8 protein-coding genes are annotated in these 18,326 nt (G+C 41.2%); 5 read left to right on the plus strand and 3 right to left on the minus strand.

The genetic code is table 11. The features are described from left to right. Positions 1–131 precede the first annotated feature (131 nt). Together A3775_RS15480 and A3775_RS15485 are read left to right on the plus strand one after the other, a co-directional pair. Entirely contained in the window at positions 132–845 is a 714-nt protein-coding gene (locus tag A3775_RS15480; protein WP_231867021.1) for a pentapeptide repeat-containing protein, read from the plus strand. 176 nt (positions 846–1,021) lie between these two features. Further along, positions 1,022–2,488 carry a pentapeptide repeat-containing protein gene (locus A3775_RS15485; protein WP_066425744.1) on the plus strand — a complete coding sequence of 489 codons (1,467 nt, stop codon included), beginning with the start codon at positions 1,022–1,024 and terminating at the stop codon, positions 2,486–2,488. Between the two features lie 7 nt (positions 2,489–2,495). Here the strand turns inward: A3775_RS15485 and A3775_RS15490 are convergent, their stop codons facing one another. Beyond that, a complete protein-coding gene (locus A3775_RS15490) occupies positions 2,496–2,759 on the minus strand; it encodes a hypothetical protein (RefSeq protein WP_066425747.1) in 264 nt (87 codons plus the stop codon). A 343-nt stretch (positions 2,760–3,102) separates the two neighbouring features. On the opposite strand from A3775_RS15490, the gene A3775_RS15495 reads away from it, so the two are divergent. Continuing rightward, positions 3,103–3,747 (plus strand): acetoacetate decarboxylase family protein, encoded by a 645-nt coding sequence (locus A3775_RS15495; protein WP_066374817.1) that lies wholly within the window; start codon positions 3,103–3,105, stop codon positions 3,745–3,747. Between the two features lie 106 nt (positions 3,748–3,853). Here the strand turns inward: A3775_RS15495 and A3775_RS15500 are convergent, their stop codons facing one another. Continuing rightward, positions 3,854–7,069 carry a glycoside hydrolase family 15 protein gene (locus A3775_RS15500; protein ID WP_066425914.1) on the minus strand — a complete coding sequence of 1,072 codons (3,216 nt, stop codon included), beginning with the start codon at positions 7,067–7,069 and terminating at the stop codon, positions 3,854–3,856. 351 nt (positions 7,070–7,420) lie between these two features. Here A3775_RS15500 and A3775_RS15505 point away from each other — a divergent pair, with 351 nt between their 5' ends. Further along, on the plus strand, positions 7,421–8,275 hold the full coding sequence (locus A3775_RS15505) for an HIT family protein (RefSeq protein ID WP_066425748.1): 855 nt from the start codon (positions 7,421–7,423) through the stop codon (positions 8,273–8,275). Positions 8,276–8,756: 481 nt separating this feature from the next. Continuing rightward, positions 8,757–8,888 (plus strand): hypothetical protein, encoded by a 132-nt coding sequence (locus A3775_RS25270; RefSeq protein ID WP_255362680.1) that lies wholly within the window; start codon positions 8,757–8,759, stop codon positions 8,886–8,888. A 67-nt stretch (positions 8,889–8,955) separates the two neighbouring features. Here A3775_RS25270 and A3775_RS23690 read toward each other — a convergent pair whose 3' ends face one another. Further along, positions 8,956–18,207, minus strand: a complete 9,252-nt coding sequence (locus A3775_RS23690) for a phytase (protein ID WP_082803768.1) — start codon at positions 18,205–18,207, stop codon at positions 8,956–8,958. Positions 18,208–18,326: the final 119 nt, after the last annotated feature.

An 18,326-nucleotide genomic window follows, 5' to 3' on the forward strand; every position in this document is an offset into this window, starting at 1 on the left:
ATAGTAATCATGTAGTGTAGTAGTAATTGATTTAACGAGTATCAACTCTAAACATCCGCAAAAACGACGCAAAACCAATTTTAATAATCTATTTTTATATGTTGAGCCAAACTATTAATTATTCTAAATCATTGACAAAAAACCTTCAAAATAATCAAAAACCTTTTTTAGATATATTCCCGCAGAAATATTTTTCATATCTCCGGTTAAACAATTTTTCGCATCATCTAGTCAAGCAGCAAGTAACATTAGCCAAAAAATATTGGCACAATCAACAAATCGCACAATGGCGAGAAACAATTCATCAGTTAGGTAAATTAGCTGAAGATTATCCCCAATCTCAAGGAATCATCATTGAGTTTCTGAGTGAGTTTGTACGTCATAACGCACCCTACAATTCCTCAGCCAAAGCTGAAAATAGCTCAACCTTAGCACTTCGCCCAGAAATTCCAACTGTTTGCACGATAATTGCCAAAATATCCCGGCAAAAATCCTTAGAAAATCAACAACTAGATTTAAGTTACACAGACATCAGAGGCGCAAATCTCCCAGGCGCAAACCTAGAAAGAGCAAACCTCTATCATGTTAATCTGGCAGGAGCGAATCTGAGCCAAGCAAATTTATCAGGAGCCATCCTCACAGCCGCCAACCTTTCAGGTGCAAACCTTTCAGGTGCAAACCTTTCAGGTGCAATTCTCAGTGCAGCCAATTTGAGCCAAGCAAATCTGGCTGGTGCTGATTTAAGTAGAGCCAACCTTTATTTAGCTCATCTACATGGGGCAATTCTGGATAATACTAGACTTGATGGCGCAAATCTGCGAGATTCTGAGATAGCTGGGAAATAAAAGCTGCAAAATTCAGTAAATATCTTCTTTACCCTCAAAATCATTCAATATTTATAATTTCGCTGTGTTTTTTCTGGAAGCTGGAAAAGACACACCTAAATTTTTGTAGTAAGATATTCTATTTTACAAGTAAATGCTATATTATTGCTCACAAACCCCTAGGTAATAATGCGTTTATGTCTGCTAATAAAACAGACAGGTTGTGGTACTGGTTAATCGCCATAACAGTTATTTTCTCTTGTTTTATTACTCTGATTGTATTTACCTCACCACATCTTGATAAATTATCAATTCAGCAACAATTGCAGTACAAAAATCAAGCATTAACCACCACTGCCATTGTTTTTTTAGGTATGGGAGTGATAATTAACGCTTATTATGCAGCTAAAAGTGTAGATGCAACATATAAAAGTGCAGTGGTTGCGGAAAAAAACCTAGAAATTAATCTTCAAAATGCCAAACTCTCTCAAGATAGATTCGTATCAGAACGGTTGATGGCTGCAATTTCTCAACTGGGACATGATAAAATTGAAACTCGGACAAGTGCAATTTATATATTAGAAAGACTGGCACAGGATTGTCCTCAAGAACATTGGATAATTATGGAAATCCTCACAGCTTTTGTCCGAGAAAATGCGATTATCACTGAAGCAGCAGAAGCCAGAGAAGAAGACTTTTCACCTTACTTTAGTAAGTATAAAAATGGGGAGCGTCGAGGACAACATTTAGGCATAAATCTTCATGAAGAATCAATCAGAATTCGCCGGGATATTCAAGCGGCTTTAACTGTGATTGGTAGACGCAATTTTCAGCAAGATGAGGCAAGTAAAAAACTAGATTTAAGATATACCGATTTAAGACGAGTAGACTTGTTAGGAGCCAATTTACAACAAGCAGATTTGCGCGGTGCTGACTTGCGCTTGGCTAATTTACGTGACTGTAATCTGGGAGGTGCTAATCTTGAGAGTGCTAAACTGACAGGTTCGATTCTTTATGAAGCTAACTTGTTGAAAGCTAATCTACAAGGCGCAAATCTCAATGGTACAAACTTGAATCGTGCTGAGATGTCGGGTGCAAATCTCCGGGGTGCTACCTTGGTGGGTGCCAGCTTGCGCGCAGCTAATTTACAAGGAGCAAATTTATATAAAGCCAACTTACAACAAGCGAGTTTGAAATTAGCTAATCTTTCAGGTGCAAAGTTATTTTTGGCGAACTTGCAAGGGGCAAAGTTGGGCAAAGCTAACTTGTATCTTTGTGGTTTAATTGGAGCCGATTTACAACGAGCAAACCTGAATGGTGCTAATTTGTTTGGGGCTAACCTGAATGCAGCTAAACTGCAACAAACAGAAATATTATTTGCTGATTTGACTGGGGCAAGTTTAACAGAAGCAAACTTATATCAAGCCAACCTCATGGGTGCAAATTTACAACGAGTCACTCTCTATGAAGCTAATTTGACTCAGGCTAATTTAGTCGGGGCTAACTTGTCTGATACTAATTTCTGTGATGTGAAACTAGAAGGAGCAATTCTCACCGGAGCGAAAAATTTAGAAGCTCAACAAATTTGTCTGGCAGTAGGCGATCGCACCACTCGACTACCTGATAATATGGAAGTGCCAATACATTGGGAACAATCCAGTTGAGTTATTCTCAAAACCAAGGACTATGTTCCTCATCCCAACACTGGTTATTATTCCAATTTCTCCCAGTTTTTTCACATTCAAATTGATTCTGTATCCAGGGAATTGACGCAGGAAAGGGTGCTGTATCAAGAGAACTAAAGTAGACGAATAGAGCTTTCACTATCACCAAACTCACAGTAAATAAAACTGCGGTACTGCTACTATATATTACTAATTTGTTAACGACTTCTGGATTCATTTTAGCTTTGCGATTATGTAGGCGATCGCTCATAGATTTTTCAAATTTTTACAGTAGTAGTTCACAGTCATAAAACCAGTTAAAAAACAATTATATTTACTGAATCAAAACAATTAAACAGTATAAACTCTCAAACTTGCTTTCTCAATAGATAGAGTTTAGTATTTTCACTGTTGAGTATTTTTATTTTTTCTATCAAAAAAAAGCTAATTTTTCCGGAAAATTATGCTAAAACTTGATATTTTATCCGGTAAATTACCCACAATATAGGAATCCGGTGGAATTTTGGATTAAAGAAAGCAGCTATGCTGGAGGCAGGAGGCTTGTGATTTAATGCTTTGCTCAGAAAGAACTACCACCAATCACAAATTGTTATATGCCCTATCCGCTAGCACCTTGGACACTGACAGGCTATGCTATTCAAACTCTGCATATAATCAATATTGAGCGAGTACGTTCCTTGATTCCTCCAGAGTTAAACATTATCTCCCTATGGCCTAGCAAAACAATTGCTAGTGTATATTTCGCCTCCTACTGTTCTGGCTCAGTGCTGGAGTATAATGAGTTGATTGTGGTTCCGGCTGTAGTCGCTTATGGGGGTAAAATCGGTGCTTGGATTTCCCACATTTATGTAGATAATTCTGATTCTATGGCTGGTGGTCGAGAAATTTGGGGACTACCAAAGAAATTAGCCGAATTTCATCGGGAACAGGCTGGATATATCACCGTGCGTCAGGCAAACCAAACACTGTCTACTCTCCACTATAAACTACCCGGTTTTGCCTGGCGGCAGAAGTTAAGCATCTCTACTTTCAGCACCTTGGGGAAAGATTTAGTAATATTTCCGGCTGAATGTGAATCTTTGTTGGGTATGGTTGCTTCTCATCTAGAAGTCCCTGCTGACAGTGCATTTGCTCAGATAGGCTTAGGTCAACCTTTTTTAACTTTAAATTATCAGCAAATGAATTTACAAGTTGCAGCACCAAAGTTTGTCAGCAGTAATAAAACTACCTCTCCTTGAGGGATAGGAAGAAGCAGGGGGAGCAGGGGGAGCAGGGGGAGCAGGGGGAGCAGAGGAGAAAAATCTCATGCCCAATACCCATTGACTAATGACTAATGACTAATGACTAATAACTATTGACTTCTTGCTCAAACTCTGTTAGGAATCTAAACGCCTTGAGAATATAACTAGCGCATTCTCTAGGGGAAGTGTTGTAAAAATGTGGCCATGCTAAAGCTTTATCTTCATCATAGCGATCGCCTCGTTCTGGGTGTTGATCTAACCAAGTTAACCGCACCGCATGACCAATTAACACATCTAAAACAATATATTCTTCAATTTGTAGACTGGGGTTTTTAGATGCGATCGCCCCTAACTCCATCAGTGCTTCAATATTCACTTGGCGATACTCTGGAGCTTCAATTTTATTTAACAGATGCTCAACCAACAGAGCAAAATTCTTCTCCCCGGCTGTCATCTCCGATATCACACCACTATCTAAGCGATTGCGACGCTCTAACTTATCCCCAATCACTAACCCCTTGCAGTGTTGCATTAATAACCACACCTGCTGAAAGAAATTTTTCGGTACACGGTTTAAAGCTCCCTCCGCTTGGCGAAAACGTCGCCAACCACCAGGGGTAACTTCTGCCTCTACTTCTGCAATTGTCGGTGATACCACCCAATCAATGTCGCTTTCTTTTTGCTTAACGTGCAGAGATTCCTGTTGTCGCAGTAGTTGACTCATGCCTGTATAGGCAGTCAAGACTTTATTTAAACGGGTGTTAACTTCAAAAGGTGCAAGCTCCATTAAACGCTCGTAGGCTTCATCCTGAGTTACCTGTAACTCTCGTGCCAGTTCGCTAGTAATTAATAAGATGAGATAGCCGACTCTGAGAGTCAGTAACCCTTTAAATAAGTCCGGTTCTGATTTAATTAAGGTAGCCAGATAAATCAGAATTTCTTGGGTTAACACGCGATCGCGGATATCCTCACGACAGAAATTATTAATCTTCTCGTAAATTTCATTATGCGGCATCGGCACAGTAATCAAAGACGCTTCACTGTAAGCCCTACCTACAGCAATTTGTTTACCCCGTACCAAAATACTCGTCACCGCATCCGACAAACCAATATCCACCATCTGAAGCAAACCAGCCGCCCGTCGCACTACCGCCCAGTGACCAGAATCCCCCGCTTTCGTGTAGACTTCATGCAGTAAATCAGCTACCATCACCGGATGATCCGGCCCCCCAAACCCAGTATCAAATTCCCATCCTTGCAAACGAGTCAAAGTCTGCAATAACTCAATTTGCTCGTAGAGATTTTCAGAAGAACGCAGAGATGACAATAAAAAACTCAAGTTAGTTTCACATTCCATCTGGAATTCTTGAGTATTTCCTAAACGCCGACTTTTACCAGGATGATAAGCCAAATAATAACAATGCGGCGCAGCATTTTGCATTGCTGACTGAGCCAACTCCCCAGCCGGTATAAAATCAATTCTTTGAATTCCCGCCGTCAGCATCAATTGATTTAGCCGCCCTAATTTAACTTGCACCCCATTACATACACCCGCTTTTAACTCCTGCATCAGTTCTAGTAACGCCTGAGAACCAGTTTCCAGAATCGTGTGCGTCAACATTAAAGTTAGAGTAGGACGACCTAAATCACTCCAATATTTTTGAATATAAGCCAATTCACTTCTGAGTTGATCTACCAAAAAATGGTAATCCAGAGTTAAATAAAACTGTTGCGAATCTAAAAATGATGGTAAAAATACCACCGTCTCCCCCTGAATGCGGAAAATTCTTGATGTAGTCAAACTCCGCAAACGGCGCACAGGCCGCCCAGTCAAACCCAGTTTATCATTACGACCAATTTGGGTGTAAATATGAGAAAGTTCCTTCGCTTTTCTCACTTGAATTGGTTCTACTTGCTTGGGTGTTTGCGTTTCAATCCCATATACTTCTAGTTCCGCTTGTAAATCCTCATCTTCTGCTAACAACGCAATTTGGACTACAGCTTCCCGCTTTTTCCCCACACACAAATGTCTACCCAAAGGGTCAACATCACCCAACGCCAACAACCCCTCACTCAACATATTACCGAGAAAATATAAACTTTGCGCCCACACCAACGGGATATTTTCATTCGGTAAACGTGGCTGACTTTGAGGAGCTAACTTTTCCGCTTCCACATTTTCGGCGGCAACATAATATAACTCTGGCAATAAACGCAAACCATCACGTTCAACCAGTAAATCTTCTAAACGTTCTTGGTAATATTTAACTTGCTTGTTGTCTCCACGAAATAACCCATCTAAAGCTAAATAAGTAAAAAATAACGGCCATTCACACTCAATATGCTCAAATTGTTTAAGTTCCCAAGGTTCATAATGTAAACGGTTAGTGTCTTCTAAAACCGTTTGATGTCCATCACGCAAAAAGCGTTTACAGCCGTATTTACCTTGGAGTTTATTAATAATATCATTCAGAGTGCGTTCTCTGAGTTGCACATCTTCCACAGCAAAAGCCGGATAGCCGATAATACTCAACAAAGCTGCATCAATTTCTTTAGAAGCAGATTCCCTCGGTAATAAAGATTCTAAAGTAGTGCGAGCGCGAGCAATTTCATCTGGTAACACATGAATGACTGAAGCTTGGCTTCCCTTTACCCCAAACAAATCCAGTCCATTCATCGCTTCTAAAGCCGCTTTCGCCATTCCTACAGAACTGGCGTTTAACTCCGCATTCCCATGATTGATTTTATTTCCCCGTTCCCAAATGCCATAATCAGGAGTGCGGTAAGCTCGTCCAATGTAATAAACCAAGTTTTGGACAAAATTTACCTCATCAATTGTATAAATGATTTGCAACCCTGAAGTTGTCATTTCTGCCAACATCAATAAAAATATCGATGTCGCATCTAATTGTAAATGTCCCCATTCATCATCACCTACAACAATGTCCCCCGTAGCCGTGTTGTATTTAGCGTGTAACCCATCTAAAAGTGACTGAGTATGCTTAAATAGCTCTACTTTGGGAGATTGTCGCATCATCGCAAACAACAACCCACGCATCAGCTTAATCACACTATGTTCTAACTCATAGGTGTGTCCCTTGTCGTCATCCACCTTGCGATATGCCAGTGCTAAACCCCAAACTGCCAAAATGCTGTAAACATTGTCTCTCACCCAAGCATCGGTATAATCACCGTGAGCAGTTATCGCCGTACTTGCAGGTAGCAAGCCAGTAATAGGATTCTGACGCGTCAGAATCACAGTTTTGATTTGCTGATAGTAAAACTCTAGTCTAGCTTGTAGTTCGGTGGCTGTTTTCATCATCTCATTGAGTGCAGCTTGCTGAATTCGACCCGTCAGCCAAGCCAAAACAAGTTCTGTAATGGACGATGGGATTAAAGCTGAGGTCGATGGGGATTTTCTATTATCTCTTGTTCGTGAGCATTTGGTCACAAAATTGTGAAGGAATCCCAAAAAATTCAAAATTACGTAATGTTCAGGGATTGCCAAATTAAACAGTCTCCAATATGTAGGGTGCGTCAGTCAGAGAAAACGCAGGCAATCCCAAGAAAATATTCGTACTGACGCATCCTACCCAAGCTCACGCTTACCCAGTCCCCAAAATCACCGTTAGCTGTGTTAAGACAGGTGGAATACAAATATTTAACTGCCATGAAACAGCAAAAAAATCAATTCAGCCATCTTACGGCTATTGAAAGAAATTACCTGTCATTTCCTGCACAGTTTTTACTCAGTCAAAACCTGCTGCAAGGTAAAATACTAGATTTTGGTTGTGGCTTTGGTAATGATGTGAAATTATTACAGCAAAAAGGCTGGGATATTACAGGCTATGATCCTTATTATTTTCCCCAATATCCTGCTGAGAAATATGACACCATCATTTGCTTTTATGTTTTAAATGTTTTGTTCCCTGAAGAACAATCTCAGGTGTTGATGGCAATATCTCATCTATTAAAACCCGGTGGAAAAGCTTATTATGCGGTAAGAAGGGATATCAAAAGAGAAGGCTTTCGAGAACATTACGTCCACAAAAAGCCGACTTATCAATGTATTGTCAAACTGCCTTGTCAGTCAATTTATGTAGATGAAAGTCGAGAATTATATGAGTATATTCCTTATAATTCTCAGCGTCACTCATCTAATAATTGTATATTTTGCAATCCTCGGAGAAATCTGAGATTATTAACCGAATCGGCAACGGCTTATGCTATGTTTGACGGTTATCCTCTCAGCAAAGGACACGTTTTAGTAATTCCTAAACGTCATCTGAGTAATTATTTTGAGCTACCTTTCAAAGAGCAATCTGCTTGTTGGTTGATGGTAAATAAAGTCCAAGAAATGCTCACCGCCGAATTTGCTCCTGATGGCTTTAATGTGGGAATGAACGTTAATCGTGCCGCCGGGCAGAATGTGATGCACGCCAGTATTCACATCATCCCGCGTTATCAAGGTGACTCTATCGGGACTAAAAGTGGTATCAGAAACGTCATCCCTAAAAAGACATAGGTTTATTTATGAATGTTGTAATGCCAATAAGTAAGCACAAGCAAGAACTTATATCATGTCCGTTAGAATAGTTATCATATTTGTGAGGGCTAGGGAACAGGCAACAGGCAACAGGCAACAGGCAACAGAGTCAGAGAAATGTCTGCATCTTCAGTTAATTATCAGTAATTAAGTGGGCTTGATATTATACCAAGTTGCAATCACAGATAGTAGGGTTTGAGCATTGCAAAACCCTACAGCCACTAGAGTTGAGGAATATTTTTGATGAAAATCTTCTTTTTTTTAATCTAATTGAGTATCAGACTTGACAAAAACTTTATAAATACCCTTAACCTTTTATAACCAATTTTCATAGAATGGTGTTAAAACTAAAGAATGATTTAACAATCATCCCCAAGACTAAACAAGCACTACCAACTAATTAGGTAAATTTAGAGATGGCGGCCTTTTAGTCTACACAACAGATAAAAGGAGAGACATTATGTCTTTGCGTTACAACCAAAATCATGCTCCTTTAGTAAAAGTAGTTTATTCTCAAGTGAAAGTAAACGGCAAAATTGAGTTAGTACCTCTAGAACTATACGCCGATGGTTCACTCAAGCGGGCTGTGTGAACTTGAACGCATCGCAAGAGTCTGTTGATTAACCCCCTTCCCTAGTAGGGAAGGGGGAAAAATCAAGTTAAATCAAGACAAACTGGTTGGAGTTAGTCACATTCAAACCACTGGCTTGAATACCAGTCAGAACAGCGAGAGTTTGATTGTTGAAGCTAATTTGGGTATCAGCACCAACTTGATTTAACTGGAGTGTTGAGGTTGTAATTCCTAAGCTAGCAGCACCAAGAATACCAATCACATCAGTACCAATTTGGAAGTCAAGAATAGTATTGGCTGCTGTGGGTAGTTCTGTATTAACAATCCAGAATTGATCAGCACCAGCACCACCAGATAGCAAGTTATCACCACCAGATTGTACCCAGAATTGGTCATTACCATCACCACCTAAAGCGCGGTCATTGCTACCCAGGTAGAAGATATCATTACCAGCACCACCAGACATCCGGTTGCTACCTTTACCGTCGGTAGCTTCAAAGATGTCATCACCATCGCTACCAAAAACGCGATCGCCTTTGTTGACAGTGATAATATCATCACCGCTACCAGCATTCACCCGGTTGTTACCGCCAAAAGGTGAAATTACACCAAATACAGTATCAATTTCATCTTGACCTGCACCGGTGAAAATTGTATCGTTGATGCCATCAACCTTGACATTGCTAGTGGGGTCGTTAGCGATCGCTGTATCATTACCCGCAGTTCCCGATTTGACACTCGGTGCTTCAGCAATAGCAGCAGTCACACCCAAGCGGGAATCAAGGGCTAGGGGTTGTTCCAGTTCCAACACCACCATCTCATTGTTGTCTATCGCTGGGGGACGACCGATAGAGAAGGGATAGTTGTTATCGTTGGCGACTAGAATGGTTTTTTCATCGATTACCAATACATCTTCAATGGTCACGAAAGGCATATCATAAGTATTGTTGCCATCACCATTGAGATCATTGGGGTCTTGGATGTTGAGCAGGTTTGCTACTTCCTGTTTCGAGACAAACCCGTTAGCATCAATCTGACTGAAGTCTACCTTGAATATCTTCTTGAAGGCGGCAGCACTACCTTGTCCACCATCCCGTTCAATAACTAAGAACTCGTTGTTATTGATAGGAGTAAAATCACCGATCGCATGACTGGGATTTGCTAATTGATAGTATCCTAATAGACCTTGGTAGGTTTTGCTGGCGACATCGAATTTGTAAATTCTGACAGAACCAGCAGGATCACCGACAACAGTCCCTTCTAACATGGGATAGAGGGTTTGGCGATCAGGGCTAAATGCCATACCTTCAAAGCCCCGTGAACTGCTCAAGTTTGCTGTTACAAGTTCGCCATAGTAGGGGGTGTTGGGGTCATTGCTAGGGTTAGTGTAACCAGTACCAGCGAGGTAATCATTTACTAATACCTGCCGTCCTGTTTTGGGGAAGTCGGTAAAGAAACCATCTACACCCAAATCAATGAACTTACGGAACTCTGCACCAGGGTCGTTGTTGTAAGTATCAGGAAGGAAGAACTCGTCATTTCTTAAGGTGTAGAGATGGACGAGCAAACCTGCTGCATGGGCATCTTGGATTAAAGTTGTAGGTGTGCCTAAAACGCGATCGCCATCACTAATTACACCATCCCCATTCAAATCATCAGGCTGACCATCGTTGTTGTTATCCACCGTCAACTGGGGAACGATGCGCTGTTTGTTAGGCCCAATACCTTCAGCGTAGGTAGCAATTTCCGCCAACCCTGCGGGTGTGGTGAGGTCAGTATAGGTACGAGTGTCACCACTGACTACAAAATCATAAGGTCTACCTGAACCACCGAACAATTGCACCAGAGGAATATCAACCCCGGCGGCGGGCATGATGGTGTTATTGAGTTCTTTGAGGTTGCTGACTTCAAAGGACTGAATGAAGATGCGAGTAGGATCGGTAAAGTTCTCAGCTTTGAGAGTATCTATTAAGATTTGGCTGGTGTTGAAACCTTGCTGTTGGAAGTAGGTGGGGTGTTTGGTTTCGGGATAGATACCGATTTGACGACCGGTTTCTAATTCGACTTCTTTCACCAAATCAATGACTTCTTTCAGGGTAGGAACTTTTAACCCGTCATCATCAAAAGCAGTGCTACGTAAAGCCGGGAGACGTTCAATCGCATTCAGTTGTTTAACTTCTGCCAGGGTGAAGTCTTCCGCAAACCAACCAGCCACATTGCGACCATCTAAATTTTTGATTGTCAGGCGATCGGCAAATTCTGCACGGAGATAAACATCGGTGCTGGTGTTGGTGGTATTAATAACAGGGTTGCCGTTAGCATCACGTTGAATTGTGCCATCGGAATTGAGAACCGCGACTGCTAACATCGGCTCATGACGAGCAATTAATACACCATCTTGAGTGACGGCTAAATCAGGTTCAATGAAATCTGCACCTTGAATGATGGCTAACTTGTATGCTTCTAGGGTATGTTCTGGACGTTCACCACTTGAGCCACGATGTCCGATCACTATCGGAGCTTGACCATTGAGGGTATCAAATTCGGGTTGAGATAAAACAGTGGGATTTTGGGGTGAACGCACTTCATCAGCCGTAATTTGATCACGCACCAAATCACCTGTACCGGGGAAATCGGTAAAGTAACCATCTACACCCAAGCTAATGAATTGACGATACTCTAATTCAGGATTGTTATTGTAGTTTGAAGCTAAGAAGCGTCCTTCATTGCGGAAGGTGTAAGGATGAACCAGCAACCCTTCCTCATGAGCATCACTAACTAAGCTGCTAGGTGGTAGGGTAACTTTATCCGCATCGTTAATTACACCATCATTATTTAGGTCGTCAGGCTGACCATCATTATTATTGTCTACAGTCCTAACTGAGACAATCATCCGTTTCCAAGGGCCAATCCCGTCAGCATAGGTAGCAATTTCCTGTAAACCTTCAGGAGTTTGCAAATCTGCATAAGTGCGGGTATCACCTGCCACTGTGAAATCATAGGGTCGAGCATTCACACTTTCGTATAAAAGTGTGCCATCATTTGCCACATCGTAAGCATCCAACAACTGCACCAAGGGAATATCTACACCTTCGGCTGGCATGATGTTGTTATTCAAATCCTTGAGGTTGCTGACTTCAAAGGATTGAATAAATACACGGGTGGGGTCAGTAAATTCTTTGTCTTTGAGGGTGTCAATCAGTTTTTCTTCCAGAGACAAGCCCAAATTGTCGTGATAGGTGGGGTGTTTAGTTTCGGGATAAATACCGATTTTCTTACCCGTTTGTGCTTCCACCTCTTTGAGTAAATCAATGATTTCGCCCAGGGTGGGAATTTCCAGCACACCATTAAACACCTGATCGCGATAACCTTGGGGCATGACAGCACGCAGGGTTTTAATTTCTGCCAAGGTAAAATCAGAAGCAAAGAAACCTTCTTCTTCTACCCCATCTACCATCATCGTCTTTCTACGGTCGGCAAATTCGGGACGACTGGCGACATCAGTAGTATTAATCAGGTTGGGTTCGTGACGGGCAATTAATACCCCATCTTGAGTAGATACTAAATCGGGTTCGATGAAATCTGCACCGCGCAAAATTGCCAGTCGGTAGGCTTCTATGGTATGTTCTGGCAGTTCTCCACTAGCACCCCGATGTCCGATAACAATCGGTGCTTCACCGTTGAGAGTGTTGAGTTGAACCGGGTTAGGTGTGGGGATGGGTGCTTCTAATAAAACACCTTCACTATTGAAATGTAGTAAGTATGGCCCAAACTCATCACCTATCCAGATATCCCCATTGGCATCAATGACAAAGGACTCTATATCAAAGTCAGCCCCAGTCAGTTGCCGTGTTGCCGTGTCATGATTGACAATATCAAAGGGGATTAACTTGTTAGGGTCAGACAGTTGAATAAAGCTTTCAACCGCAACAGTACCATTACCATTTTCTGAACCCGCAAAATTCGGGTTAACTTGGTAAATCCGCAACAGAAAATCAGCACTATTGTTTTTAGCTCCAAAACCGTTATCTGCTAAAAACCAAAATACATCACCACCACCATTAGGCGCAAACTGTACACCGCTAAAACCTTGCACTGGTTGACCAGGGAAAGGCGTAGGACGGCCATTTGTTGGGTTATTTACAGCTGCACCGGATACAGGGCCAGCAGCGAAAGTGTCAGCAGGAAGAGATGCAAAACCTTTGAGTGTCACCATAGGAGAAGCTATATTTACAGTCGTTGAAGTTTGGTCGTCTTCTAGTGGATTGTTATTACCTGCCTGAGAATCCAAGTCAGGTTGATTTTGAGCAGTAATTTCTGCTCGATTAGTCAATGCGCCACTTTGGTTAACCTTGGCGGTTATTGTGAGGGTGCGGGTGTTATTACCTGCAATTTCTCCCACATCCCACACACCAGTTTGATTGTTGTAAGTTCCCTGTTCTGGTGTTGCAGAGATGAAAGTAAATTGCTGTGGTAATAAGTCTGTAACTTTAATACCGTTAGCAACAAGTGGGCTGTTATTAAAGAGGCTCAAAGTGAAGGTTACTTCTCCCCCGATCACTGGGTTAGTAACATCTACATTTTGACTCAACTCTAAATCAACACTTGCTATGCTGTTCGGTAGTTCTAAAATTCCCAATTTTTCAACAGGCGTATTACCAGTAACGTTAAAATCGTTATCATTAATTAACGCCAGAGTGTTGTCTGAAACTAATGCTAAACCTTCTAATTTTTCAACTCCTGTGTAACCTAATTGGGCAGCATTAGCAATCAAACTTTTGCTAACTGTTTGAATATTAACAGCCGCTAATTCTGCTGTGGTTAATTGTTCAATAGTTTTACCATTTGGCAAGGTAAAGTTAGCAGGATTATTAATATTAGTTGCCCCTGCTAAATTAATTTGGTAGATGAGTTTATTGGAAGTGTTATCACTTCTATCATCTCTTTCGACAACGGCAAATTTACCATTACCTAATGCAACAGCATCACCAATTTTGTCGGTTCTAGCATTACCACTACCAGAAATATCATCAAGTAGGTAGAGATATTCCCCAGTAACTTGTTTGGAAATAATGTCAAATTCCAAAATTCTCAAATTACGGGAATTTCGAGAAGTTGCATCATTAGCAACATCTGGGTTATCAATGGCACTCTGAATAAAAGCATAAAGCTTGTTACCTTCCAGTGCTACTGCTTCAAAACCTCTGTTATTGCGTCTTTGGGCGTAAACTGCTGGTAATACTTCTGTGCCGAAAGTACCTGCTGCTGCGTCTGGGTTGAGTGCTGTGGCTGTTCCTTGGGGAATATAACGATTAATTAATTTACCGTTACTGTCAAAGTGATAAATTGCTGGTCGATATTCGTCAACCATCCAATAATCACCGTTTGGTGCAATGACAATTCCCTCTAAATCAGCCCCTAATGTGTCATTAGTTAAAACATTACCATTCAAATCAACACCAACTTCATCAGTATAAGCTAAACCACCTGCTACAGCTTGCAAATTTGGTAGTCCTGTTAATGGTGTTGTGCCATCTTCACGGAATAATTTTGTGTGCTTGGTGATAGTAATCTCACCTGTTTGGCGGTTGAGTTCAAAACTGACTATTTCTGGTTGAAAGTTGGGTAATAAAAATGGTCGATTTTGACCTGTGGGTTCTCCATTTGGCCCCCGGTCTGTGTGGGTGACAAATTGTAAATTACCATTAGGTGCAGTACCTTGAAAATACAAGCCAGAGAAGCCACCTAAAAAGATATCTTGACCTGTGCTGGTTGTGCCTAATTTGGGTAAGTTGGTAAATTCGTAATTAGTTAATCTGGGTTGCATTACAGGGTTGCGGGGGTCGTAACTGCTAGTGTCAATGTTTAATGTTTTGGGAAAAGCATTAGCGATATTTTCCCAAGGTACAAACTTAAAGTTGCTATTGATGTTTTCTAGTTCGCCATCATCTTCGACTAATGTAGCTGGGTCGTTATTACCATCTTGGGTGACAAATAAACCGAATGGGAAATTAGCACCAAGGGGAACGTTAATGACATCTGCACCATCTGATTCTTGTACGCTGTCAATTGACCCATTGTTACCAACAGCAAAACGTCCTAAAAATTCGTTGTTACCTTCACGGGTGTAAACTGCAAAGGTGTTGTCTCCTTGACTAGATGCGAGTAGATAACCTGTACCGTTTGCACCGTAGTAAATGGTTAAACCTTCTACGTCATCGACAAGATTTTGACCACCCAAATCTTTGACTGAATCAATTAGTTTACCGATATTACTACCGTTGGGTTCTGCATCAAATTTCCAAATACCGACATTTTCTTGACCGATGTAGAGAAAACCGGTTTCTTGGTCTGCAACCATGCCCTCGGTTTGAGGGTCGATATCATTAATTGTAGGTACGGTAAATTGTCTGACTCGTTCTGCACCAATTCTACCGTTGCCCATGTCGATTAATTTAAACTGGGCGATGTCTCCTGTTTCTCTGCGTCCAGTGAAGACATAGTAATCGTTGGTGAAGGGACTGCGATATATTGTGAGTCCGTAAGCACTGCGGCTAGATGGAGAATAAGGTGGTAGGAAAGGGGTATTTTGGAAAATTGTGCCGATGTTGTTGTCGGTGATATTTTCTAAATAATTGCCGTTAGTGGCATTGGGGTTTATTTGGAAGATTGCTAGTTGATCATTATTGCGATCGCTCGCTACTGCAATGTCAATTTCTGCACCACCTAATGTAAACCCATATTGCAAATCAATGTTGTTGTAGCGAGTGTTATCAGGATTAATGGTTTGTAACAAATTACCAGACAAATCATAAACCCGTAAACCGCCATTTTTGACCGCAGTTAATACTAAACTTTGGTTAGTGTCGGTGGGATGAACATAAATGGCCGGGTCATCAGCATCCGCCCTCTGACTAAAAGGTAAATTAGGATCATCCAACAAGTCAGGACGAGTTTCTACTATGGGTGTCACTGTTGGTACTACATCTGCACTCAAAGCCAAAATTTGGGTAAATTGAGTTGCATTAAAGTTATTGTCACTCACTAAGACAATAGACTGTCTACCATCTGCCAATTTCGGCCCAAAAGCCAAACCTTCAATATTATCTACACCTGTAGGATGATTGCCGTCACTATTCGGCAAGTTGAGGGAGTCTAGATTTAATACGAGGCGTTTTTGAGCAGGTTGAATAGCTGCTAATTCTTCCGTGCTTAAACTATTGAGAGAGTCAATGGTGCTGATATCAGTAGCACCTTGTAAGCTGATTTCGTAGATTTTGATGGTGTTACCTTGTCCAACAGCAAAAGAGCGTTCTAAAGCTAATAAACTACCCCGGTTATCTATGGCTAATAAATCTACTAAACCATTATCAGAAAAACCATTACTAGGGTTAGGTGCTTTGGGAATAGGATCAACTATGTAAAGATATTCTTTTTCTGGTTGTCCTGTGACTAAGTTGTATTGGATAATCCGAGAATTACTCCCAGCATTTAAGGTAGTGCGATCGCCATCTTGAATTAAGGCGTTTTCTGTGGCTGTATATAAGGTGTTTTGATCAGGTGAAATTGTTAAACTTTCAAAAGCTAAATTGTTCCTTACTCCTGAAGTTTGGGTTTCACCACCACCTAAAACACCATCTTGGTTCAGGTCATTAGATAGTAGTTGAAATTTAGCAGGAACAGCAAATGATCTAATTTCTTCCCCTGTTGTCAGGTTAAATTCTTTAATGAAGGGTTCAACAATCCGATTAGCACTGATTTCTCCTTCTGAAGAAATCAATACTGTACCATTATTTGTGAAGGCAATCCCTTCTGGATCAAGGCTATTAGTTGCAAAAGGATTACCATTGCTATCCTTGAGTTGTATAACCTTGGTAAAGGTGACTGCATTGGTAACAGGGTCGAGAGTGAAAGTATAAAACCGGGCATTAGATGAGCGATCGTCAGCAATGGCATAATATTGATTATTAGCCGCATCATAAGTAACACCAGACAACCCACCTACAGCTAAATCAACACCATTGATTGATTGAGCATCCCCAGTAGGAATAAATCCTGTGTTAAATATAGTTTGCTCGTTAAATTCTGCACTAACAACTGTTTTTCCGGCTTCAGTTGCACCCACTTGCACATCTGCATACACCAAGCGATGATCTGAACTGGGAAAACCACCGGGGAGACTAGAGGTAAAAGTACCCACTAAGGGAAATGTGGGAACAGTATTGCTAGGCCAAAAGACTCCAGAATTACTAATTTGTAAGTCCGATGAAGGTAACACATAATCAGCCCGCAAATTTCCTGGGCTTGTATCAGCAAAGTCTGCGGTGTCAAAAGCTGGATTACTCTGATGGTTATTATTTACACCACCTTGCAAATTTGTCTGTTCAACAGCACCGGGACTGCTAGGAATTACGTTAGTATTAATGTTGGGATTTTGCAAAAGTTGCAGAATAGCTTGATTGTAACTATCACCATCATTGGGGTCTGCATTTTGATCCCCCATAATTACAAAGCTAGAGCCAGCCGCTAACCCGCCAGTTTGACCCCCATCATCATATATATAATCACCTTGACCGGGAGTCACATAATCAGCCCAAAAACGAATTTCGTCATGGTTGCGCTTACCATTGCGGTCTTCTGCACCATCAAATACAGGTGGTGTGGGATGACTAACTAAAACATGAACTGTCTCACCGTTGACGAGAATGGGGACATCCCAATGACTCTTAGAAGAAAGACGCAGAATATTAATTTCTTCAGGTGAATAAAAGCCATTGAGATTTTCATTCACCGCAGTATTAGGATCATCTACTGTTGGGTCATTAGTCAACAGGTTTCCTGGCATATCCTGCCACAAAAAGTTTTGGAAGGTGCGAACCTTAGCAGTATCAATGGGATATTTTGACAGTAGCAACATCCCAAATTGTCCGGGGAAATTACCGAAGCCAAAAGCATCATCACCGTATCCGGTTGTACCGGGTGTTGTCACCGTTGCACCGTTATTGTTTAAGTCAAACCCAGAAGCTATACCTGTGTTAGAGGGAGCTATATAAAAGTAGGGGTAAGTGACAGGTGTTGCACCATTCTGACTAACTTGTAGGAAATTTTCTCTCCAAAGATTGACAGCTTCGGGAGAATAGTCAAACTCATTAATCAGCAATACATCTGGATTATTGCGCTGTATAATTTCTGCAACTGTTTTAGCTTGGTTGACTCTAGCCTGTGTTGCTGCATCATTATTAGGATTATCAAAGTTAGTTAAATCAGATACTAATTGCCCGGCTGCGTTCCGGTTAAGGGAAGCATTGAATTGGGCAAAACGAATTGTGTTTGTTGCCATTTTTTCTTACCAGGGTAAATGCAGATTTTGCTTGGCTAAAGATAACCCGGTGATGGGAATTGGTAGATAATGGCCTCAAAATATCAGTCAAAAGTTAAGATTTTATTGTCTAATGTTGA

Source organism: Anabaena sp. 4-3 (assembly GCF_001597745.1).
Lineage (GTDB): Bacteria > Cyanobacteriota > Cyanobacteriia > Cyanobacteriales > Nostocaceae > Trichormus.

What these genes read in the sequence shown, in the direction of transcription:
- A3775_RS15485 (WP_066425744.1), top strand. Translation starts at nt 1,022, where the DNA reads ATGTCTGCTAATAAAACAGACAGGTTGTGGTACTGGTTAATCGCCATA.
- A3775_RS15505 (WP_066425748.1), top strand. Translation starts at nt 7,421, where the DNA reads ATGAAACAGCAAAAAAATCAATTCAGCCATCTTACGGCTATTGAAAGA.
- A3775_RS15500 (WP_066425914.1), bottom strand. Translation starts at nt 7,069, where the DNA reads ATGAAAACAGCCACCGAACTACAAGCTAGACTAGAGTTTTACTATCAG.
- A3775_RS15495 (WP_066374817.1), top strand. Translation starts at nt 3,103, where the DNA reads ATGCCCTATCCGCTAGCACCTTGGACACTGACAGGCTATGCTATTCAA.
- A3775_RS25270 (WP_255362680.1), top strand. Translation starts at nt 8,757, where the DNA reads ATGTCTTTGCGTTACAACCAAAATCATGCTCCTTTAGTAAAAGTAGTT.
- A3775_RS23690 (WP_082803768.1), bottom strand. Translation starts at nt 18,207, where the DNA reads ATGGCAACAAACACAATTCGTTTTGCCCAATTCAATGCTTCCCTTAAC.
- A3775_RS15490 (WP_066425747.1), bottom strand. Translation starts at nt 2,759, where the DNA reads ATGAGCGATCGCCTACATAATCGCAAAGCTAAAATGAATCCAGAAGTC.